The 22,188-nt window shown below is 39.7% G+C and carries 12 protein-coding genes; 7 read left to right on the top strand and 5 right to left on the bottom strand.

What is annotated here, in order from left to right; translation table 11 throughout:
• Positions 1-39 precede the first annotated feature (39 nt).
• Both GTQ43_RS09000 and GTQ43_RS08995 read right to left on the bottom strand, forming a co-directional pair.
• Complete coding sequence (locus GTQ43_RS09000) at positions 40-1,206, bottom strand: pyridoxal phosphate-dependent aminotransferase (protein ID WP_265272284.1); 1,167 nt, start codon at positions 1,204-1,206, stop codon at positions 40-42.
• A 115-nt stretch (positions 1,207-1,321) separates the two neighbouring features.
• Positions 1,322-1,540: a hypothetical protein gene (locus GTQ43_RS08995; protein WP_265272283.1), complete on the bottom strand. Its 219-nt coding sequence runs from the start codon at positions 1,538-1,540 to the stop codon at positions 1,322-1,324.
• An 803-nt stretch (positions 1,541-2,343) separates the two neighbouring features.
• Between GTQ43_RS08995 and GTQ43_RS08990 the strand changes: the two genes are divergently transcribed.
• Positions 2,344-5,718, top strand: a complete 3,375-nt coding sequence (locus GTQ43_RS08990) for a DUF4347 domain-containing protein (RefSeq protein WP_265272282.1) — start codon at positions 2,344-2,346, stop codon at positions 5,716-5,718.
• Between the two features lie 254 nt (positions 5,719-5,972).
• Here GTQ43_RS08990 and GTQ43_RS08985 read toward each other — a convergent pair whose 3' ends face one another.
• Positions 5,973-11,651, bottom strand: a complete 5,679-nt coding sequence (locus tag GTQ43_RS08985) for an alpha-2-macroglobulin family protein (protein ID WP_265273714.1) — start codon at positions 11,649-11,651, stop codon at positions 5,973-5,975.
• Positions 11,652-12,144: 493 nt separating this feature from the next.
• On the opposite strand from GTQ43_RS08985, the gene pbpC reads away from it, so the two are divergent.
• On the top strand, positions 12,145-14,496 hold the full coding sequence (gene pbpC, locus GTQ43_RS08980) for a penicillin-binding protein 1C (RefSeq protein WP_265272281.1): 2,352 nt from the start codon (positions 12,145-12,147) through the stop codon (positions 14,494-14,496).
• Between the two features lie 288 nt (positions 14,497-14,784).
• Here the strand turns inward: pbpC and GTQ43_RS08975 are convergent, their stop codons facing one another.
• Both GTQ43_RS08975 and GTQ43_RS08970 read right to left on the bottom strand, forming a co-directional pair.
• Positions 14,785-16,389 (bottom strand): sensor histidine kinase, encoded by a 1,605-nt coding sequence (locus tag GTQ43_RS08975; protein ID WP_265273713.1) that lies wholly within the window; start codon positions 16,387-16,389, stop codon positions 14,785-14,787.
• Between the two features lie 46 nt (positions 16,390-16,435).
• Entirely contained in the window at positions 16,436-16,939 is a 504-nt protein-coding gene (locus GTQ43_RS08970; RefSeq protein WP_265272280.1) for a hypothetical protein, read from the bottom strand.
• Between the two features lie 380 nt (positions 16,940-17,319).
• On the opposite strand from GTQ43_RS08970, the gene GTQ43_RS08965 reads away from it, so the two are divergent.
• The 5 genes from GTQ43_RS08965 to hisS all read left to right on the top strand — a co-directional run bounded on the left by GTQ43_RS08965 (position 17,320) and on the right by hisS (position 22,070).
• Positions 17,320-17,484, top strand: coding sequence for a hypothetical protein (locus tag GTQ43_RS08965; RefSeq protein ID WP_265272279.1), 165 nt, complete (start codon positions 17,320-17,322; stop codon positions 17,482-17,484).
• Positions 17,477-18,529 carry a nitrilase-related carbon-nitrogen hydrolase gene (locus tag GTQ43_RS08960; protein WP_265272278.1) on the top strand — a complete coding sequence of 351 codons (1,053 nt, stop codon included), beginning with the start codon at positions 17,477-17,479 and terminating at the stop codon, positions 18,527-18,529. The genes GTQ43_RS08965 and GTQ43_RS08960 overlap by 8 nt, the downstream gene beginning before the upstream one ends.
• 123 nt (positions 18,530-18,652) lie before the next feature.
• A complete protein-coding gene (locus GTQ43_RS08955) occupies positions 18,653-20,071 on the top strand; it encodes an aldehyde dehydrogenase family protein (protein WP_265272277.1) in 1,419 nt (472 codons plus the stop codon).
• 38 nt (positions 20,072-20,109) lie between these two features.
• Entirely contained in the window at positions 20,110-20,556 is a 447-nt protein-coding gene (locus tag GTQ43_RS08950; RefSeq protein ID WP_265272276.1) for a DUF3598 family protein, read from the top strand.
• A 125-nt stretch (positions 20,557-20,681) separates the two neighbouring features.
• The gene (gene hisS / locus GTQ43_RS08945; protein ID WP_265272275.1) at positions 20,682-22,070 is read left to right on the top strand and encodes a histidine--tRNA ligase; all 1,389 of its coding nucleotides are present in this window, start codon (positions 20,682-20,684) and stop codon (positions 22,068-22,070) included.
• Positions 22,071-22,188: the final 118 nt, after the last annotated feature.

Raw genomic sequence — 22,188 nt, 5'->3', positions numbered from 1 at the left:
CTTCAGCCTCTTGTCTCACCAAATTTGATTTTGTGCAGTTTAACCAACAATAGTTTCCAAACCTTGCACTAATCTTTCTATACCTTCTTTTGCTGTCTCTTTTTGCAGTGCCCCATAAGCAACGCGCAGGTAGCATCCGTCATCCATCCCAAAGGTTGTACCTGGAATAACTGCTACTTTATGTTCTTGGATTAGTCTTTTAACTAACTCAAAAGCATCCATCTGGGTATTAATTTTGAGGAAAAAATAGAAAGCACCATTCACAGGTATTATGTTACATAAACCTTGTAGACGGTTAAGGGAATCGATTACTACTTGCCGCACTTGAGCAATTGCACCTATATTACTCTGCAAATACTCCTCTTTTGCTTGCAATGCCCCTAAAGCTGCATATTGAGAAATTACTGGCGGACAAATCAAAATCGTATCCTGGACTTTTTTGATGGCGACAAATAAGTGTTTGGGAATCACCATGTAGCCAATGCGCCAACTTGCAAACCCGTATGCTTTGGAAAGGCTAAATAGAGAAATTGTGTATTCACTACTATTCCCAAATGCACCAGGGGAAAAGTGTTTTACTCCGTTATAGGTAAAATATTCATAGGCTTCATCGCTGATGTGGTAGATGCTATAATCGCTACAAATTTGATTTACTTGGCGCAATGCTGCTTCTGAATAGACGACTCCAGTCGGATTATTTGGTGAAATTGTCACTACAGCCCGTGTTTTGGGAGTAATTGCTTGAGCGATCGCTTCTGGGCATAGTTGGTAATTTTCATCCGTCGCCACTAATACCGCACGACAACCAGCCATTGCGATCGCCATTTCATGGTTGAAATAATAAGGTGTATTCAGAATAATTTCATCGCCTGGGTTAGTTATAGCAAGAATGGCATTCATAAATCCCATATTGCTCCCGGCTGTCACGACAATGCAGTTTTCCTCATTGATTTCAATGCCGTTAAAGGCTTGCAATTTTCCTGCAAGTGCTGTCAGCAATGGGGGAATTCCCTCAACTGATTTGTATAGATTATTAGTTGGTTCCGATAAGTATTTGGGTAAAAATTCTATGGCTTCCGGTGGTGGATTGTAATAAACAACACCCTGTCCTAGAGATATTGTTCCAGGAGAGTTTTTAATCAGTTCCCCAACCACAGGAATAATTGGCGACTGTACACCCTGCATACGAGAGGTTAGGGATTCCATATTTCCTTGCCTATATATCTCTTAATGTGGATGACAGACTCCTAGATTGATGCAGGCATACAGTCTAGGAGTCTGTCACCAAAATAATTAACTAGATTTGCGATTACCCGAAAATTTAGTCAATCGAAATCTGTTGAGGCCCTGTAGCTTTGCCATTATGTGCATCTGTTGTACTACTGGTGCAACTATTTGAGCGGCTCTTGCGATCTAGCCAGCTTTTAACAGGATCATCTGCAAGATTGAGCCGAAGTACACCAGAGAAGAACCCACCCACAAATGAGGCTGGATACTGGATAAATTCTTTGAATATAGGTGACAATTCATTGATGAACATTATAGAGACTCCTGGCAGTGCCGTAGAAAATTATTACTTCTTAATTGATCGTAACTTGTTGAGCAGTATATAGTTGGCAGTAACGAAAGATACAAATTTGGTTTACCATGAATTGGTGCGATCGCCTGTCTTTCAACTTCCCTGTTTATCTCCTATAAAAGCACTCAATTTTTCTTCATCAAAAGTCAGCCCGTGACGCTCAAAATATGGGAGCATACCAAATTTGGCAAAAATATACGGGACTGACACGAAAACCCTTTTCAATTCTCTTCCCTTTGTGTCCTACCCTGCTTCGCGTATCTACAAGGGTTCTGGATAATGCAGACTTAATTTAAAGCAGTAATTTTACTGAACTTAATTATGAGTTTTTGATATATTTTGGTACTTAAATTCTCCGATATACCAAAGAATACGATTTGTGAGAGGTTAAGGCTACACACTATTTTTATTTTGAGTAATTAATAATACTTAAAGATACCGAAAAATTCTCAATAGAAAGACAATTTTTGGGCAAACGATACTGATGTGTATTCAGATTACGCATCATTACAGCTATTTTCAGTTAAATATACCACGCCCTAGGGAACATTCCTGTGCCCTTACGAAAGACGTGGTTCAAATCTTGAATTCTGCTGTAAGTCTCTTGTACCATAACTGACCTAAAAATTTAAATAAATACCTCTTTTCCCGCAGTCTAAGTATTATTACTAAGAAACTACAGTAACTTTATCTTAACCTTTCACTGATGGTATTAACTGCCCTAAATTCTCCAACAATTTTTCAAAACTTAACTAAGTAGAACTATGAGTCAGTCTCTTGTTTTTATTGACGCAGCTGTTGAAGACAAACAAAGCCTCATCAAAGGAATAGACATCCAGTCAAAAGTATTTATTCTGGATAGTGACAACAGTGGGATTGAACAAATCAACGATATTCTCAAAAGCTACAGTCAGATTAGTGCCATTCACATTGTCTCCCACGGAAAGTCTAGTGGATTAAAGTTAGGCAATAGCTGGTTAACCCACTCTCAGTTGCAAAGCCATGACAGTCAGTTCGAGATTTGGCAAAGTGCGCTCACCGAAGATGCCGATATTTTGCTGTATGGGTGTGATGTTGCTCAAGGTGAGGAAGGAATTGCATTTGTTGAGCAACTGAGTCAGTTAACGGGAGCAAATGTCGCCGCTTCTAATAACTTAACCGGCAGTGCTGCGGCTGGGGCAGATTGGAACTTAGAAGTGACAACGGGTTTGATTAAGTCGCCTTTGGCATTTTCAAAAGCGTTGCAGTCAGCATACACTTCCGTGCTGATGGCTCCTTCTAACATTGCCCCAATCATCTCTCTACCTGGTGGTAGTATTTCCTATACTGAAAACTCCGCCGCAACTGTTTTAGATTTAGGTGCAACTGTCACCGATATTGACTCACCTAACTTCAATACAGGTAATCTCACAGTCCGCTTCACCACTGGGGGAACAGCAGACGATCGCTTGAGTATTCGCAATCAAGGCATCGGGGGAACTGAAATTAACCTCGATGGTAGGGAAATTTATTACGGCAGCACCAAAATTGGCAATTTTAGTGGCGGTATTGGTACTGAGAGTTTAGTCATTAACCTGAATTCTGCCGCTACTGAAGCAGCAACTCAAGCTTTAGTACGTAATATTACTTTTGCTAACACTTCTAAAAATCCTGCCACTGTTGACCGTACCGTAGAGATAGTTTTGACCGATGACACTGGAAGTAAAAGTACATCTGTCACCAAAACAGTCCAAGTAACTGCTGTTAACGATGCACCCAGTGTTGGCAATACACTAGTTCTTTACGACGGTAGTACTGCTAAGAAACCTGATTCTTCAGGTGCAGCTAAAAATGCACCTTGGTTTGCTTATCAAGCTCTTGCACAGCCTGGTACTGCGACCACTTCTGCTACAAATAATACAACTAATTTAACGACCAATAATACAGCCTATGCTGGTTATACCAACTACGGTATCACTATCACTGGAACATCTTTAACCCCTGACCCTTTAAATCCTCTCTTCCCCACCCTTGACCGGAATGGTGGGTTTGTTGTCTCCTTTGGGTTACAGGTAAATTCTCAAACTTTAGCTGCAAGTGCCGATAAGAATAGTGATGGCAAACCAGATCGCGCTGGGTTTAGCGTCATTGCTCTGGATAAAGACAAAAAGGGTATTGAATTAGGTTTCCTCACTAACCGGATTTTTGCCCAGGATGACGGCACAACACAAATAAATCCGGGTCTGGAACCTGATACTTCTGCTAATCCATACAAAACCCTATTCACCCAAGCCGAAGGAGTAGATGTTAACACTACTACAACAGTGGTAAATTACGATTTGGCAGTTTTGGGCGATTACTACACCCTATTTGCTGATGGTGTCGCCAAATTGACAGGTAGAGTACGGAATTACACTGCTGCTACCATACCATTTCCCATACCTGATGTCTACGAAAAACCGAATTTCCTCTTCTTGGGAGATGATACACCATCAGCTGGTACGAATAGCAACTTGGCATTTGTCAAAGTTACTACTAGCGGTGATATTCTCAACCAAACCATTAATCAGGATACCGCCACAGATGCAATTCCTTTTAGCATTGGTGACTCGGAAACTGCTGCTAGTAATTTGACGGTGACAGCAAGCTCATCCAACCCAGATTTAATCCCCAATAAGGGTATTGTAATTAGTGGTACAGGAAGCGATCGCACTGTCAAAGTCACACCTGCTGCTACTAAATATGGTCAAGCTACAATCAGTCTCAATGTCAGTGATGGTGATAAAATCACTACTCGCAAGTTTGTTGTTAATGTCAACAATATCAATGACAACCCGACAGATTTGGCATTAGATAAGACTGATGTCAAAGATAAAGCACCAGCCAGCACTGTCATCGGCACATTCAGCAGTACCGACCCAGATGAAAACGATCATTTCACATACAACTTAGTTCCCGGAATTGACGATACTGATAATAATGCCTTCACCATTGATGGCAATACCCTCAAAATCAAAGATTCTCCAGACTTTAAAACTAAGTCTAGTTACAAAATCCTCGTCCGCACTACTGATGGTGGTGGTCTCACCTTTGATAAGTTATTGACTATTAATGTTGACCAAATACCCACCCGTCTTACTAAACCAAGTGATGATGTCTTCAAGATCACTTGTCAGGATGTCAAAACCACACTGCAAATTCAACTTACTGGTAACAGTTCTAAACTGGTGAATGAACTGGCTTTATTTACTGTTGATGATGATAAAGGTACGATTAACGGTATTGCTCCTGGTGCTGAAGGTTATGCCAAAGCCGCCTTAGATCGCTCAGAGGTAATTTTATCTGCGATCGCTAATACCCCTAATGGCTTTCAACCTAATAATCTGAGTAGACTGCTGGGATTGAATTCTGGTGAGAATTTTAGATTCTTATTAGTCCAAGACGGTAGCCTTGATTCTGTACGCAATAATCCTAACTCCATCGGTAAATTACTGTTTTCTAGTGTCTCAACCCAAAAAATTACAGATTTGGGTGACAATAGTTTCTCTCTAGCTTGGAAGAGTGCTTATGGTAACAGTTCCACAGATTTTAATGATTTGGTAGTGAAAATTACCCAGACAAATCAACCTTTACCTTTGGGTACAAATCTCCAAGGTCAATTTCAAGGACAAGTGATTGATTTGCGAGATGTCAAACAATCAGTGAAAGCTGAATTTAACGTTTACAGAGAGGCATCTTACAACGATTACGTCGGCTTTTATCAGGTGACTGATGTTCAGGGTGGGATTGATACCAATGGTGACGGCAAGGCTGATATTCTCACAGGACAGGCTGGTTATACTCAGGCTGCTGTGCGTAGTCGGGTTGCTGGTATTGATTTGAGTGTGAGTAATCAAGGTAGTGCTACTTACAGTGGTACTTTCCAACCTGGCGCGATTTTTGTTCCCTTTATCATTGTTAATGCTAGACCTGATGCGGTTTTAAATAACAATTCTAATGCTCCGGCGGTTTATTTCCCATTCTTAGGTGCTAATTCCGATCAGTCGGATCACATTCGCCTGTTAGAAAGTAACGCTTTTGGCTTTGAGGATTTGTCTGGTGGTGGCGACAAGGATTTCAATGACGTGATTATCAAAGTTAATTTGACAACTATAAATTAGTCCTCGTACCAATTCACGAAAACCCTGATACAGATAGGTTTCTCGTAATACCATTTCTTTGTGAGGCTGCACCAAATTTTCTTTCTTCCTTTGTGTCCTTTGCGCCCTTTGCGGTTCGTTCCTTATATAATTTGGCGCATCTTTATACAGAATTGGTATAAGGGCATGGCAATGCCATAGCCCTACCAATGTATTTGTATCATTATTAAAGTGAAGATTTTTAAATTTGTTGTAGCCAAAGATGCCATAAATAATTACTTTCCATCCTCCAATATCAATGTAGACTCAGCAGTACGCCCAAATTCTTCTGGTGCATATTGCAGGTGAACTTCTGCACCAGGCCAGGAAAATGTCCCAGGGGTGACAGAACGGACTAAGTAATGCAAGCTGTAAACTCCTGGTTCCAGGTGGTCGGCATAGGCGATAATGCGATCGCGATACACATTCTTAAACCCAAGTTCCCAGCTATCGGCTTTTGCTTGCAATGCAGCTGTGGTGGTTTGAAAACTTGCATCAACCGCCTCAAAACCTGCTGGTAGTGGATCTTTTATTACTATATGATCCACGGTGCGATCGGCGATGATTTCTAAACCAATATCAAACACCTGTCCAGAGGCTAAAGTCAAGGGTTTATCGAAAGCGTAAAGACCTGTTTTTTGTAAAACTTTCTCTTGATTTACTTGACTAATTTCTCGTGTTATGCGTAAACCGTTAAATCTGCCTGGTTGATTTCCTTGCAAGCGATAATTATAAGCAACCAGATAGTGTAAAGTGCCATTACCTGATTTTTCCAGGGTTAAATCATTACGATCGCGAGGTAATTGATTCATTGGTACATTGATTTGTAAACTAGGATTTTTGTAGCCATCAAAGCGATTTTCTCCTAACTTTTTACCAGCTAATTGTACTGTGGCAACAAAATTAGGTGGTGTGGGTTGTAGTTGACTATAATCTACTAAAGCTGTTAATGCTTGGGCATTATTATAGTTAGTTTGCCATGTGCCATCCCGTCGGAGTGCGAGAAGACTTTGAAATAATTTATCTATAACTTCGGGTTTACTTCGTTTGGCAATAAATAGGCGTAAAGCTTGCGCTTGCGTCGTCGTAGATGAACTCATCCATCCCCAACTAGGTGGTAAACTCACAACTGCTGCGCGACCAGTTTCATAGATATTCTGTTGCAGCTTGTTCACTAATTGTTGAGATTCATTTTGCCATTCTGGGAATTGAGATAAGTATCGCGCTAGTTTAATTTGAGTTACTAAATCAAAATTATTACGCTGTTCATTAATATCTGCGAGGAAAGTATTGCGTTTATCTCCTAAATCTGCTAGGGCAATTAAAGCGTTAATTTGCAGTTGTCTTTTACAGAGTAGTTGTTTGCAAAAATCGTATTCTCCAGGATTCGCCAGAACTTTTTGCAGATAAGTTTTCAGGCGAGATAGCATTCCAGCATCGACTAAATTAGGGAACACCTGACTTGCTTTAGCCAAAGATTCACCCGCATAAGCAGAAACCCAAGGGTCAGATTTTTCCTGTCCGGGGAAAGCAGCAAAACCACCATCGGCGATTTGAAGTTTTTGTAATTTTTCAATTGCTTGATTTCCCTGTTGGCTAGGATTAAATTCTGCAAATTTTTGACCATATTTTTGGGTGAGAGTTTGCAAATTAGCTGCAATCATTAATTGACTCGCAGCCGGTTCTGTGAACGGTAAATCATTATCTTCTAAAACTTGCTTTGCTGGTGCTTGAATCTCTGGAATCAAGCTACTCGCCAACTGAATATCTAAACCTCCCGCATCAGGGAAGGTATTTTTATCAACATTCAGGGGAATTTTTACCTGTTTTTCAGTGACACCAGATTCAACGACTTGTTCTGTAATTTCAACTGGCTTAATTTCCAAAGGTACTTCAAAAGCATCTGCGGCTGTACCATTTAGCTGAGTGGTAAAGCGAACTTTACCGACTCCGACGCTATCCGCCAACATTGGAAAGCGATAAGCGTGAGTTGCAGATTCAGCTTTGGTTTGTAAAGAAGTTGCGGTGGGGTTTTTGTCAGCAAACTTCACCGTACCGCTAAGTTCGCCATTTATTGAGAGATTTCCTGGATTCCCGGTGTTGTTGGTGACTGATAAACCGGCAAGGATGCGATCGCCTGGACGGGCAAATTGTGGCAAAATGGCATTAGTTAGTAGTGGCTTGGTGGTGATAAAGGTCGCATCTCCATTCCCGAAACGCAGATTTCCATCGGTGGCCACAGCCATAACTCGCCATGTAGTTAAGTCATCCGGGAGTTTAAAGGTTATCTGTGCATTCCCATTTGCATCGGTGAGAACAGAACCGTTGTAGTAAGCTAAGGCTTTAAAATCGGTGCGAGTGCGAGTATTTGCTGCACCAGTTGAGAAACCACCACCATAACCCCAACCCTTGGGTTTAGCTACATCTTGTGCTTGTAATATAACATCTGGGCGATTATCACTAAAGCGGGTAGATATTGTCTGTTCTGCATAAACTGTATCCACCAAATCTGGCGGGCGATAACCAGAAAGTTGTAACACCGCTTCATTTACCACCATGACTGTAAACTGTCCTTTGGTGGGATTACCTTGATTATCCTTTAGTTCTAGCTGTACTGTTGCTTCCGCACCAGGTTCTAATGATGCTTGTACTGGCTTAACTTGCAGTTTTAAATACTTATCTTCTAAGTTAACTTTAAAAGGAGTAAAACCAATCTTCACCAAGTTATCTAAACTTCCCGCTTCTACTTGGCTTATAGGTTTACCTTGTCTGACTAATACAGCTTCGATAGCTGCATTTGGTAGCATTTCTGGTGTAACTTTAAACTGAATTTGTGGTGTGCCTCCCTGAACTTTGGTAATCTGCTGATAAAGAGGTTTGTCTTTAATCACAGCAAAGTACAATTCTGCATCTGGATAGGGAGATTGAATTAGTACAGTAGCAGTTTCACCAGGTTTAAACTCTTTTTTATCTAGCTTAACCTCTAAGACATCTTTTTCTTTGGAACCCCAAAAAACTGGATTTTCTCCAGTTGCCCAAATTTGTAAATCTGTGGCACTTAATTCGGATTTGGCATCACTAAAATTAACTCTAATTCGGTATGAACCAGATTCTGGTGCTGTCAAACTTACCGATTGCGGATTGCTAGCAGATGTAATTTCTGCTTGTCCGACTGTTTTATATTCAACTTGATTTTTTGGCGTTCGGCTACCTTCAACTAATTGGGTGACGCTACTATATTTAATTTCTTGTAATTCCAGCCGGACTTGTTGACCTGTTATCGGTTTCCCTGTAGGATCAGTAACAATCACATCGATAGGAAAAGCCTTACCAGCATCACTAATAAAATTACTTTTTAACCCAATTAGACGATTACTCGGTAAGGCTGTAAAAGTTTTGGAATTCGCTACAGATAGATTAGAAACATCTGCAACTTGCACATCTACTTGGTAAGTCATGGGATATGGTAAATCATTAGCCACACTCACCGTTTGACTACTTTTACCATTAGCATCTAGCTGGGCATTATTTTGCAAGACATCACTAGATACACTAGGAGATTCTTCCGGCCATAACCATTGTCTACCAAAAGTAAATTCGTCCCAACCTTTGGGAATAAAATTAGCCTGTTGACGAGTAATAAAATATTTTGCTTCTCCACCTTCTACAGGCGCACCAAACAAATAATTACTGGTAGCATTAATATCAACTTTATCGTCAATATAAGCAAATTCTTTATCTAGGTTGAGTTCGACTTTAAAATTGGGTGGCTTAAACTCAGCTACCCGAAATTCTCCAGAAAGTTCTTGTCCATTCTTACCCTTAGCTTGAATTGTATGGTAGCCTAAGCGCTGAGTAGTTTTAATTGGTAATTCCAGAGAAAACGTGCCAAATTCATTTGTAGTTTGTGTACCTAAGTTGGTCTTTTGTCCATCAGGATTTACCAAAGTTAATTGATAAACAGCATTTTTATCTTGCTGGATTATGCCATTTTGCAAGAAGCCAGCAAACCCAGTTAACCAAGCTTTTTCACCTGGTTGATATAACTGTCTATCTGAAAAAATTACTCCGCGTGATTCTGGCTTACTATCTTGCCAACCTGCATCAATACCGTAGCCATAAACACCGCTATACTCTTCGGTTCTAGCAAATGCCCAATCTTGGTTTTCACGGGCAATTACTAATAATTGTGGTGATTTACTAGAACTTTCATTTCCAGAATAACATTGCTGTAATCCTTCACGAACAATTCTAAAAATCCCATTTTCATCAGTTTTACCTGTTGTACAAGGTACTGGTTCGGGGCGAGATTTTGCTTGTAATTTTGATTGATAAATTTCCACAGTAGCTGCTGTAACTGGCGAACCATCTGTCAAATGATTGACACGAATTAAGCCTGATTCAGGAAACCACTGAGTAAATACGCCCAAATTCGTTAATTCAACCATTCCATAAGTCGTAGGTTCTCGCCACAGTTCCTTACCGTTCTCCTGATATTTATTAGTACGGGCTTGTACTCCATAAGCTAACATTCCCGTAGCTGCACTTATTTTTTCCCGCAGAGGAACAGCAATATCAACTGATTGATTTTTCTTACCCGATACCTGAAAGCTTTGCCAATTAGAAGGTTGGGGTAATAAATCATTACTATTATTAAAATAAACTAAATCTGTCGGTTTAATTGCTCGATAAGCTGCTTTATATTTAGATTCTGGCAGATTTCCAGTACTAATATTTAGCTGCAAATTTTTATCTGTGGGAAAAATATTTAAATCTGATGGTACCCAGATATCACCGGCTAAATCTCCAGTATCATATTTAAGTGTGACAGGTTTACCCAAAGTCTGTCCAAACTTATCTTTGAGATTTCCACCGATAGTAATTGTATAAGTTTTGGCAGGTTCTAGCGCATAAGGATTGATGCCGACAATTTTATCTTCATCATTTATTTGGATGATTCTCGAAATATCTTTCGGTGCTGGATTAATGGTAATACTTTCTTTAGCTGAATCTGGCAGTAAGACGTTATTAAATTCTAGCTGGGGGCTGCCTTTAATAAATCTCCCAAATGTTCCCCCTGAATCTGGCTGTCCGTAAAAGTTAATTTTCTGGAATGCTAAAGGCGAATAAGTTGCTAACTTACTGACAAATTCTTTCTCTGTAGCGAGATTGCCATAAGCAGGACGTATTCCGGGAGAAAAGACTAGGCGATAAGGGGTTGCCTTTTCGAGATTTTGCTGGGGAATGAGATTATAAAACCAGTTGCGTGCTGAAGGGTCTAATTTTTCTAAAGGGTCTTCATTTTCTTTTACTGGTTTTTCTTCTTTGTCTAATTCAACTTTAAAACCTATACCTTGATTTTTACTTTCAGGAATTAACTGTAAATGCTCTTGCACAGAAGCTAAATTTAATTCTACATTGGAAGTAAAGTGTAGCTTTTCTTGTAAATCAATTGGTTCGATATCAGCCTTCTCAATGGGATTGACACCGGGTAAATTAGTCAGGTTAATAGATTCAGTGTTGAAAGTCCAAGGTAAATCTTTGTCTAGTCGATGGTTTTTTAAGTCGGCTAAACCTGCTTTGAGAGTAACTTGAAATCTTGTCGCTATTGGCAATGCTTTTTCAGCTTGAAAACCTACCATGCGCGGTGTCAAAAAGCGAAATTGACCGGGTAAAGGCGGCCAAAGTGCAAATTTTTCTAATAGTTTCTGTTGTTCTGGACTGTCGAGACTTTCAACTGGGATTAAAGCTTCTTTAAAACGGATGCGGATTTGGTTGAGAGGCTTTGCATCGCCGATGGGACTTATTTGTTCAATCCAGTCTGGTAATTTTGGTGGTGTGAGTGGGGATACTGCTGGGAGTTGTTCTTTATTTGAGTTGATACCAAAAAAATTACACCCTGTCATCGTTAGCATGAATGTAAAGAGAAGAATAAACTGTATTCTTCTTTTCTGGCGTGAGGAATGGGTAATTTTTTTTAACGAACCGCCAAGTACGCCAAGGACGCTAAGGAAGAGATAGAGAATTTTATGGTGGAAACTGCGTAAAAATTTGATAATCATATTTTTTAGGAATTCAAAATAAAAAATTCATAAATTATAGCTAACAAAAGTTGGCATTTACTCATTGATTTGGTAATACCAAGACTAATAAAGGATGCCAGATGACTATTTTTTACCCAGACTTTGGATTTAACTATGTTTATTTACATAGATAACCAATACCCTGTGATTGTTCCGAAAAATCACTACAATTCTTAACTATTAATAAGTATTTGAGTTCTGCAAATATTAATTTACATCTGCTAAGTGATTTCAAATAAATTATTAAGTATTTGACATATTTACTGATATAGATGTAATCGCTGCGTCAAAATTAAGGTAGGTTTTCTTGGGCAGGGATTCCCTGATGAAACTAATTTTACGATCGCTACTCCAATTTAAGCACGGTAGCAAATTTATCCTCGCTGTGCTGGTAATCTGCCTAATTATACGCTTACTACCTTATTTTGCACCCGTTAGGGCTACAGATATTGCCCAAAATCAGTTGGCAATGCAATTTAGCGATCGCAATGGTTTACCATTAGGAACATTGCTCACCCGTGACCAAGAACATACATCAGTAGTCTCGCTAAATCAAGTTTCGCCGCAGTTTATCCATGCCATTTTAGCCGCCGAAGATGGCAGCTTTTACCATCATGGGGCGTTGGATATGAAAGCTGTTATCCGCGCCGGCAAAGAAGCCATCCATGCCAAACGAATTGTTTCCGGCGCTTCTACTATTACTATGCAGTTGGCGCGGATGTTAGATCCTGTGCCCCGCAGCTTCTCTGGTAAACTGAGTGAGATTTGGCTATCTTGGCGGTTAGCAGCAGGGATGAATAAAGATGAAATTCTCTCTGCATATATTAATCGGCTGCCGATGGGTGGGAATATATATGGTGTGGAAGCAGCCGCGCAGACTTATTTTTCCATACCAGCTAGTGAGTTAAATCTTGCCCAAGCTAGTTTGTTGGCTGCTATTCCCAATAATCCCACATACTTTAATCCTTATGAACATTGGGAACGGTTAAAGCAGCGACAAAAATACGTCCTTAATCGGATGGTACAGGAAGGGTATCTAAATGAGGCGATGCCTACGGCGGCAAGCTACGCAGCCCGAACACAAACCGAAAAAGTTGTGTTTCAGTACCGCCCACAGGGAATTATCGCCGCACCCCACTTTTTATTTTGGTTAGCTAATCAGTTTGATAAGGGGCAAACAGAAGAAAATTCCCCCATCCGCACGACTATAAATCGCCCTTTACAGCAGTTTGTCGAAGCACAGGTACAACAGGTGATTTCTTCCCTAGCCCCCAACAATGTCCATGATGCAGCTACGTTGGTGATTGATAACCACACTGGTGAAGTTTTGGCTTATGTCGGTTCACCTGATTACTTTAATGAGACAAAATTAGGACGCAATGATGGAGTGCAAGCACTACGTCAACCAGGTTCTACCCTCAAGCCTTTTGTTTATGAATTAGCTTTAGAAAAAGGTTTAATTCGCCCAAATACCATTTTGGCAGATGTCCCCGCCCGTTATGCAATTCCCGGCGCGAAACTTTACAGCCCAACCGATTACACCGAAAAGTTTCTTGGCCCTGTGCGAGTGCGAATCGCCTTAGCAAATTCGTTGAATGTACCCGCAGTGAGGGTTTTAGAAAAAGTAGGTGTGGAAACTTTCTTAGAACGACTGCATCAACTAGGATTTGAACACCTCAATCAAACCCCAGAACATTACGGTTTAGGTTTGACTCTCGGTAGCGGCGAAGTCAGTTTATGGGAATTAGCCCATGCCTATCTAACTCTAGCACGATTTGGAGATGCTACCCCATTAGTCAGCACATTTTCCAATTCCCCACTCCCTACAGACGCGATGAATCGCGTCTCTACAAACTCCCCACTCCCGAATCACACAATATGGCAATTAATTACTAACATCCTCAGTGATAATCACGCTCGTGCAACAGCCTTTGGTGTAGACTCAGTATTAAATTTACCTTTTCCTGTTGCTGTTAAAACTGGCACTTCTTCCAATTTTCGTGATACTTGGACAGTTGGCTTCACTACCGATTACACCGTCGCTACTTGGGTAGGCAATTTCAACGGCGAACCGATGCGACAAGTTTCAGGCGTCACAGGGGCTGCACCTTTGTGGAATCGGATTATGCTACACCTGCACGAACATCAAGAACCAGCAGCTTTTCCGCCTCCAGAAGGTTTAATGCAATTACCTGTTTGTGCAATTTCGGGGTTACGACCAACACCAGATTGTACCTCAGTGGTACAAGAATATTTCTATCCAGAAGATAAAATTGCCTACGAAGGCGAAAACAAGTTCAATTTACCACCAGAGTATGATGAGTGGTTGGCAAAACAACAGCAATCGAGTTTTGTTTCTCATAATTTGAGAATTTTATCTCCGCATAATGGCGATTTATTCTTAGTGTATCCTAGTGAAGAAGCGAAGCAAAAACTCGAATTTAAGCTAGCGGGAAATAAATCTACGCTGGTAGAGTGGCGCTTAAATGGGGAAAAGTTAGATACAAATTCAGCTAATTCTTTATTTTGGAATTTACATCCTGGTAAGTGGACTTTGGAAGCCAAAAGCGGGGAAATGACCGACAAGGTAAGTTTTCAGGTGGAGTTAGCTAGTATTAAACCCACACGCCGAGGATTTTCTATTAGTAATTCTCAGGTAAAGGGGAATCACCCATAATTAAGTAGCAAGGAAATTAAAGCTTGCTAATGCTAAATTTGTGTTGGAAATGCAGTATTATAGGGTATTGATTAAAAAAGGCAGGGGTTAGCTGCCTAGTTCCGTTAATCAGTTTGATGAGTAAACTATTGCACATCCTATTGACAAAGACATTGCAATATTATGTCAAAGGTGTGACCACAAATAATTAATCTATTATATAGACTCCGGTGGTAATGTAAGGTCGGTTACAGGTGTAGACTTCTTTCCCAGAACTACGCTAAAGCTAGGCACAGTTGATATATTTACTTACAGCGTCTGATTGATAGGAATCTCAATCACAAATTCTGTACCTTCACCAGGTGCAGAAATACACTTAATTTTCCCTTTATGTTTTTCCACTATAATCTGGTAACTAATAGATAATCCTAAGCCAGTACCTTTACCTATAGGTTTAGTAGTAAAGAAAGGGTCAAATAATCTAGTTTGAGCTTCCTTAGTTATTCCTGAACCATTATCTTTAATACTAATAATTATGTATTCTTTATTTTTAACTTGAGTATGGATAATAATAGAACTAAGCTGTTTTTCAATCTCTCCTTTTAAACACTCTGTTTCCCGTTGATATAAAGCATCAATAGCGTTACTTAAGATATTCATAAATACCTGATTTAATCCTCCCGCATAACATTCAACAAGAGGCAAATTACCATAATCTTTGATAATTGTAATTTCCTGCTGGTTATGATTTTCTTTGAGACGATACTGTAAAATTAATAGGGTACTATTAATTCCTTCATGAATATCAACAAATTTCATTTCTGCTTCATCAAGACGCGAGAAGTTACGCAAAGTTAGTACAATTTCGCGAATACGTTCAGTACCAATTGCCATTGATGATAATATTCTCGGCATATCATCAATAATAAACTCTAAATCTATCTCATCAAGTAGAGTAGTTATTTCTGGGCTATAACTATAACATTGTTGCTGATACAGGGTAATTAAAGTTAGTAATTGTTGACTATATTCTCTAAGGTGGAGTAGGTTGCCATAAATGAAATTAACTGGATTATTGATTTCATGAGCAACACCCGCAACTAACTGACCTAATGAAGACATTTTCTCGGTTTGAACAAGTTGTACTTGAGTGTGTTGCAATTCTTTGAGTGTCTGTTTTAGTTGAAAATTTTTGTATTTTAATTTTACTGTTCTCTCTGCAACTTGTATTTCCAATCTAGAATTAGTTTCTTCTAAGGCGGCTTGAGCAATTTTTTTATCTTTTAAGTATTGCTGCAATAAATGCAATACTAACAGCCATGCTGGAATCAGCATTACTAAACTTATAATAGATTCTAAAATTGCCCAAAAAATTCTTTGATAATATTCATCAATTTTCTGCTGTAACTGAAGTGAAATGTTACGCTTTCTTTGGGCAACACCATTAGCATAAATGCGTTTATTATTTTCATATTCGCTGCTAAAAAGCAGTAGCTTTGCTTCGTCTTTTTGATTTTTATTAACTAAATTAAAAGATTGATATTCCATTGCAACCAAGCGCTGATTAGCAGTATCAATTATTTTGGCATCCTCATTTTTATATGCTTTAGGAGCAAGTTTAATAGATTCTTTAATAGCAATATCTAGCTTAGGTTCAAATTGGCGATACCGTTGTTCCCAAATAAAGTTACCTGTGGCAGCATTCATCCGGGCTGACATCGTTAATACTTCATCAAGATAAGTAATTTCATCACTCAGTATTTGTAGCTTAAATTCATATTTAACAATATTATTAAAGCTATGGTAGGCTTGCCAGTTGAGCCAAATTTGAGGAATAAATAAGAGCAATGTCAGCAGTACTGTTACAGTTACAAGTTGAGAAGAAACAAATCTCAGTTTATAAGGTAGGTGCATTCTCATACTATTTTTTTAGATGCATTTTAATTAGTACTAACCCCATTTAATACTCTCGCATCAATTTCGTTTCATCAGTATTTATACCGAAAAAGTTTCTTAAGTATCTGATATTTTCATTTTGATACATTTTAAAATCAATCTCATTTATTTGTTTAATTTTAATCTTTCTGCCATAGATAAATCCTAAGTTAAAATTCATGAAGTCTAACTTTGAAAATTTATAAGGAGCTGGATATATAAATTTAGCAAAAAATTTATATATGAATAAATGTAGTTGATTGGTTTTTAAGTCATTACCCATTGTAAATCCTATTACAAAGGCTTCATCTTGAGGAGAAATTCCTCTACTTAAAAGTATGTGAATATAATCATGGTGGCGCAGACTAATTTTTCCAGGTAACGCCAATAGGCTCTTAGGGTTCTCTAGTAACCAAATTACAAAAGGAATTTTCGGGTCATCATATAAACTAAATACTATTGAATGTGCTTTTTTTAAATTAACTTGAGCTATATCCAGTTGAAAAGCTTCATCTAAATCAAAAGCCATATATGTATTTATAATCAAACAACTAACTTATTAATATTTGGTTTTCTCCTAATTTGTCTATACTTAAGAACAAAGTTGTTTGTATTTTTACAATTAAGTATAATAAAACAATTTTACATAAAATTGCAGTATGTATGATCACTGAGGTTTAGACTAAGGGCAAAAGCATCTAAATGAATAATCATCGACTGATACAGATTGCTGCAACTCTGCTGTAAAAAAAGGATGTTGCCGCAATAGCTTTATCATGGTTTAGTTGATGGGCTGTTTACCAAAGTCCTGAATTCGGTAAATTATGTTGTCCATATTGGGCAACGATCGAGGTGCTAGAAAGTGTCACACTAAATATTAAGTTTATAGAAAAGCCGCAAACTCAAACTATGACTCAGCAACCAACTGATTTAGACAAGAAAACTGTATTTGGGCATCTGTGGGAGATTACAAAAGAACTCCGTCAAAAACTAGAGGCTCGTTTTCAGTTATATCTAGACCCTTCTGTAGAAAATTTAAAGACAACTGACCAATGCCCAATGCCTCATGACTAATTTAGAATCCTATCGCGCTTTAGCATTGCAAGTTACCTGTCATGCAGTCAACCAAACAAGCGATACCTCTGGTGGGCTACGTCTACGCCACGAAGCGCGATCGCTCATGCTAAACTCGATCAACCGTCTAGCTCAACAAATTGCTGCCAGTATCGCCTTCATTGGCTTTGATTGTCGTTTAATTGTCCTACCAGAATATTTCCTGACAGGTTTTCCGATGGGAGATACTTTAGCAGGTTGGGCAGAAAAAGCCTGTATAGAAATGGCTGGTGCTGAGTATGAAGCACTTGGTAAAATTGCTCAAAAGCACAAAATCTTTTTAGCTGGGAATGCCTACGAAGTCGATCCTAACTTTCCCGGATTGTACTTCCAAACCTGCTTTATTCTTGACCCCTCCGGCTCAATCGTCTTGCGATATCGGCGGCTGAATTCCTTATTTGCTCCTACTCCCCATGATGTTTGGGATAAATATCTCGACTGCTATGGTTTAGAAGGAGTTTTCCCCGTTGCTAAAACTGCGATCGGTAATTTGGCCGCTTTAGCATCAGAAGAAATTTTGTATCCAGAAGTGGCGCGGTGTTTGGCGATGCGAGGCGCAGAGGTTTTTGTCCATTCCACCTCGGAAGTATATAACAAAAACCTCACCCCTAAAGATGCAGCAAAAATCACTCGCGCTGTTGAAAATATGGCTTATGTCGTTTCTGCTAATACCGCAGGTATCGCTAATATTGCTATCCCTATAGCTTCGGCTGACGGTGGCTCTAAAATCATCGATCATCGGGGAATCATTTTAGCAGAAACAGGTGCAGGTGAGAGCATGGCAGCATTTGCCGAGATTGATTTAGGAGCATTACGCCGCGATCGCCGCCGACCAGGGTTAAATAATTTACTTTCCCGCCAACGCTTTGAACTATACGCCGAAAGTTATCACCAATCACACTTTTACCCAGCTAATACTATGCTGGAAGGAGAAGTAGACCGCAAACACTTCCTCCAAACCCAGCAAGCCACTATTGAGCGGTTAGCAAAACTGGGGATAATTTGAATTTGGGAATTGGGCATTGGGCATTGGGCATTGGAATACAAAGATAATAACTCCTAACTCCTAACTCTTAACTCCTAACTCTTAACTCCTAACTCCTAACTCCTAACTCCTAACTCTTTCCCCATGACAAAACCAATAGAAGTCCGCAATCCCCGAACTGGTAAATTTGACTACGTAATTATCCCGCCGCCTCCAAGGTTGCTGGCACAGCAATGTAAGCGATCGCGCCGGGCGCAAGTTAGCTGGCAAAAACTGGGTTTAGAGGGAAGAATAGAAGCTTTACAGCAGTGGAAGGAAGCGATATTATCTGGGCGCGATCGCTTAACGGAAGCTTTGGTAAATGATACGGGAAGATTATCAATCTCAGTATTAGAAATAGACTCTTTCCTCTCTAGTATCGATCGCTGGTGTAAGTTAGCGCCAGAATTGCTACAAGACTCTGCAAAAAATACAGCAATTCCCTTTATCGCCTTACAACAAAGCTCTGTTCCTTACCCTCTAGTTGGGATAATTAGCCCGTGGAATTTTCCTCTATTGCTGTCAACCATTGATACCATTCCGGCATTGCTGGCGGGTTGTGCTGTTATTGTCAAGCCGAGTGAAATTGCTCCCCGCTTCGTTGCACCACTGACAACAGCAATCAACGCCGTTCCCAAATTGCGCGATGTCTTAACTTTTGTTGAAGGAGCAGGTGCAACCGGATCAATTTTGATTGACAATGTAGATTTAGTGTGCTTTACGGGTAGTGTAGCCACAGGACGAAAAGTCGCAGAAGCGGCTGCTAAACGGTTTATTCCAGCTTTTTTAGAATTAGGAGGAAAAGATCCTGCGATCGTTTTAGAATCAGCCAATTTAGAATTAGCAACCTCAGCAATCTTGTGGGGTTCCGTCGTCAACACCGGACAGTCATGCTTATCAATTGAGCGGATTTACGTTGCTGACTCCATATTTGAAAAGTTTTACCATCAATTAGTAGCCAAAGCCCATCGCCTCCAGCTAGCCTACCCTACCGTTGAAAGTGGAGAAATTGGCCCCATCATCGCCGAAAGACAAGCAGCAATTATTAGCGATCATCTCCTAGATGCGGTGGAAAAGGGAGCAGTAATTCACTGCGGCGGTGTAGTTGAAGACTTAGGTGGGGGTTGGTGGTGTCGTCCGACAGTTCTCACCCAGGTTAATCATTCCATGAAAGTGATGACCGAAGAGACTTTTGGCCCGATAATGCCAATAATGCCTTTTTCCACAGTTGAAGAAGCGGTGTCTTTAGCGAACGATTCGACTTACGGATTAAGTGCTGCTGTCTTCGCCTCGGAAGCCAAAGCCTTAGAAATTGCCCAGCAGATAGACGCTGGTGCTATTAGTATCAACGATGCTGCACTCACCGCCATCATGCATGAGGGAGAGAAAAACGCCTTTAAATTCTCCGGTATGGGAGGTTCACGCATGGGTGGTGCTGCACTGAAACGGTTTATGCGAAAAAAAGCTATCTTAATTAAAACAAACGCTACTAATGACCCTTGGTGGTTTGATAATGAAGTATAAGTACTGTCAAAAAAACGGTTTTTAAGAGGTGAATTACAATGTCAAATATTCGAGAAGAAATGCCCGTACTTTTCCGTCATCAGGGAGATTGGGTAGGAACTTATACATTAGTTGATACAACAGGAAAAATTCTTGACAGTTATGAGTCTCACTTAACCTGTCAATTTCCAGAAAATGGCCCTCATCCCTACTATCAAATCAATCGGTATAAGTGGTCTGATGGGAAACGAGAAGAATATGAATTTCCAGGAAGTTATAAAGATAATAAGTTGTGGTTTGATACCGATCGCATTGACGGAAAAGCCTGGGAAGCTGATGATTCTGTTGTTATTTTGTGGTTTAGTTACAAAACAAACCCAGAATTGAGCTTATATGAAATGATCTACATTAGTCCTGATAATAACAATCGTGCCCGGACTTGGCATTGGTTTAAGAACAATAAAATATTTCAACGCACCTTAATTCAAGAAGAACGGCTAAGATAGAAACTTCTGTTCTTAAACATAATCATTCATTATTCTCCAGTCCGCGCATGCGGACTTTGTTTGTGTAGACACGACTTGCATTCGTCAGACTTCCATCTCAAACTTCAACTTAATAAGGTACACGCATGGCAAAAGGTGACAAAATAAACTTTTCTACTCCTAGCGGTTTCCCTGAATTTCTACCTAATGAAAAGCGTCTAGAATTATATTTGCTAGATATCATCCGTAAAGTTTTTGAAAGCTATGGATTTACGCCCATAGAAACACCTGCTGTCGAGCGTTTAGAAGTGCTGCAAGCTAAAGGTAATCAAGGCGACAATATCATTTATGGCATTGATCCCATCCTGCCACCAAATCGACAAGCCGAGAGAGATAAATCGGGTGAAACTGGTTCGGAAGCAAGAGCTTTAAAATTCGATCAAACAGTTCCATTAGCAGCTTATATTGCTCGTCATCTAAATGAGTTAATCTTTCCCTTTGCCCGTTACCAAACAGATATGGTTTTTCGGGGAGAACGAGCGAAAGATGGGCGTTTTCGTCAGTTTCGTCAGTGCGATATTGATGTAGTTGCTCGTAAGGAACTCAGCTTGCTTTATGATGCTCAAATGCCTGCAATTATCACAGAGATATTTGAAGCAATTAATATCGGTAATTTTCTGATTCGCATCAATAATCGCAAAGTTCTGACAGGTTTTTTTAAGTCAGTGGGAATCACAGAAGATAAAATTAAATCGTGTATTAGTATTGTTGATAATTTAGAAAAAATTGGTGAAAGTAAAGTAAAGCAAGAATTAGAGAAACAGGTAGTTTCAGGAGAACAGACTCAAAAAATTATTGATTTTATTAAAATAGATGGTTCCGTTGATGAAGTATTAGATAAACTTAAATATCTCGCCCAAAATCTACCTGAAACCGAGCAATTAAATCTGGGAATTAGTGAATTAGAAACAGTAATTGCTGGGGTGCGTAATCTCGGAGTTGCCGAAAATCGTTTCTGTATTGATTTATCCATTGCTCGTGGACTTGATTACTATACTGGCACAGTTTACGAAACAACCTTATTAGGACATGAAGCTTTAGGTAGTATCTGTTCTGGCGGGAGATATGAAGAATTAGTTGGGGTATTTTTGGGTGAGAAAATGCCTGGTGTCGGCATTTCTATCGGCTTAACTCGCTTAATTAGCCGCTTGTTAAAAGCTGGTATTCTTAGTACCTTAGCCGCTACACCAGCCCAGGTAATGGTAGTGAATATGCAAGAAGATTTAATGCCAACTTATTTAAAAGTTTCGCAAAATCTGCGTCAGGCTGGAATTAATGTTATCACCAACTTTGATAAGCGTCCCTTGGGTAAGCAATTTCAGCTAGCCGATAAGCAAGGAATTCAATTTTGTGTAATTATTGGTTCTGAGGAAGCAGCAGCGCAAAAGTCTTCGCTGAAAGATTTGAAAACAGGTGAGCAAGTAGAAGTGTTACTGGTAGATTTGGCTGAGGAAGTTAAAAAAAGGCTGGGCTAATATACTTCTAGAATCTCTTTTTCTCTCTGCGTCCTCCGCGCCTCTGCGGTTTAAAAGCTTTTTATTTAACCACAGAGGCACAGAGAACACAGAGTTAAGAAGTTAAAGAGGAGTTTCT

Origin of the sequence: Nostoc sp. KVJ3 (genome assembly GCF_026127265.1) — a bacterium.
Classification (GTDB): domain Bacteria; phylum Cyanobacteriota; class Cyanobacteriia; order Cyanobacteriales; family Nostocaceae; genus Nostoc.
The sequence above is the reverse complement of the archived record's forward strand: the minus strand, read 5'-3'. Positions and strand labels throughout refer to the sequence as shown.

Coding starts and splice junctions, on each gene's coding strand:
- GTQ43_RS09000 (WP_265272284.1), bottom strand. CDS start 1,206: ATGGAATCCCTAACCTCTCGTATGCAGGGTGTACAGTCGCCAATTATT.
- GTQ43_RS08995 (WP_265272283.1), bottom strand. CDS start 1,540: ATGTTCATCAATGAATTGTCACCTATATTCAAAGAATTTATCCAGTAT.
- GTQ43_RS08990 (WP_265272282.1), top strand. CDS start 2,344: ATGAGTCAGTCTCTTGTTTTTATTGACGCAGCTGTTGAAGACAAACAA.
- GTQ43_RS08985 (WP_265273714.1), bottom strand. CDS start 11,651: ATGCTAACGATGACAGGGTGTAATTTTTTTGGTATCAACTCAAATAAA.
- pbpC (WP_265272281.1), top strand. CDS start 12,145: ATGAAACTAATTTTACGATCGCTACTCCAATTTAAGCACGGTAGCAAA.
- GTQ43_RS08975 (WP_265273713.1), bottom strand. CDS start 16,389: ATGCACCTACCTTATAAACTGAGATTTGTTTCTTCTCAACTTGTAACT.
- GTQ43_RS08970 (WP_265272280.1), bottom strand. CDS start 16,939: ATGGCTTTTGATTTAGATGAAGCTTTTCAACTGGATATAGCTCAAGTT.
- GTQ43_RS08965 (WP_265272279.1), top strand. CDS start 17,320: ATGACTCAGCAACCAACTGATTTAGACAAGAAAACTGTATTTGGGCAT.
- GTQ43_RS08960 (WP_265272278.1), top strand. CDS start 17,477: ATGACTAATTTAGAATCCTATCGCGCTTTAGCATTGCAAGTTACCTGT.
- GTQ43_RS08955 (WP_265272277.1), top strand. CDS start 18,653: ATGACAAAACCAATAGAAGTCCGCAATCCCCGAACTGGTAAATTTGAC.
- GTQ43_RS08950 (WP_265272276.1), top strand. CDS start 20,110: ATGTCAAATATTCGAGAAGAAATGCCCGTACTTTTCCGTCATCAGGGA.
- hisS (WP_265272275.1), top strand. CDS start 20,682: ATGGCAAAAGGTGACAAAATAAACTTTTCTACTCCTAGCGGTTTCCCT.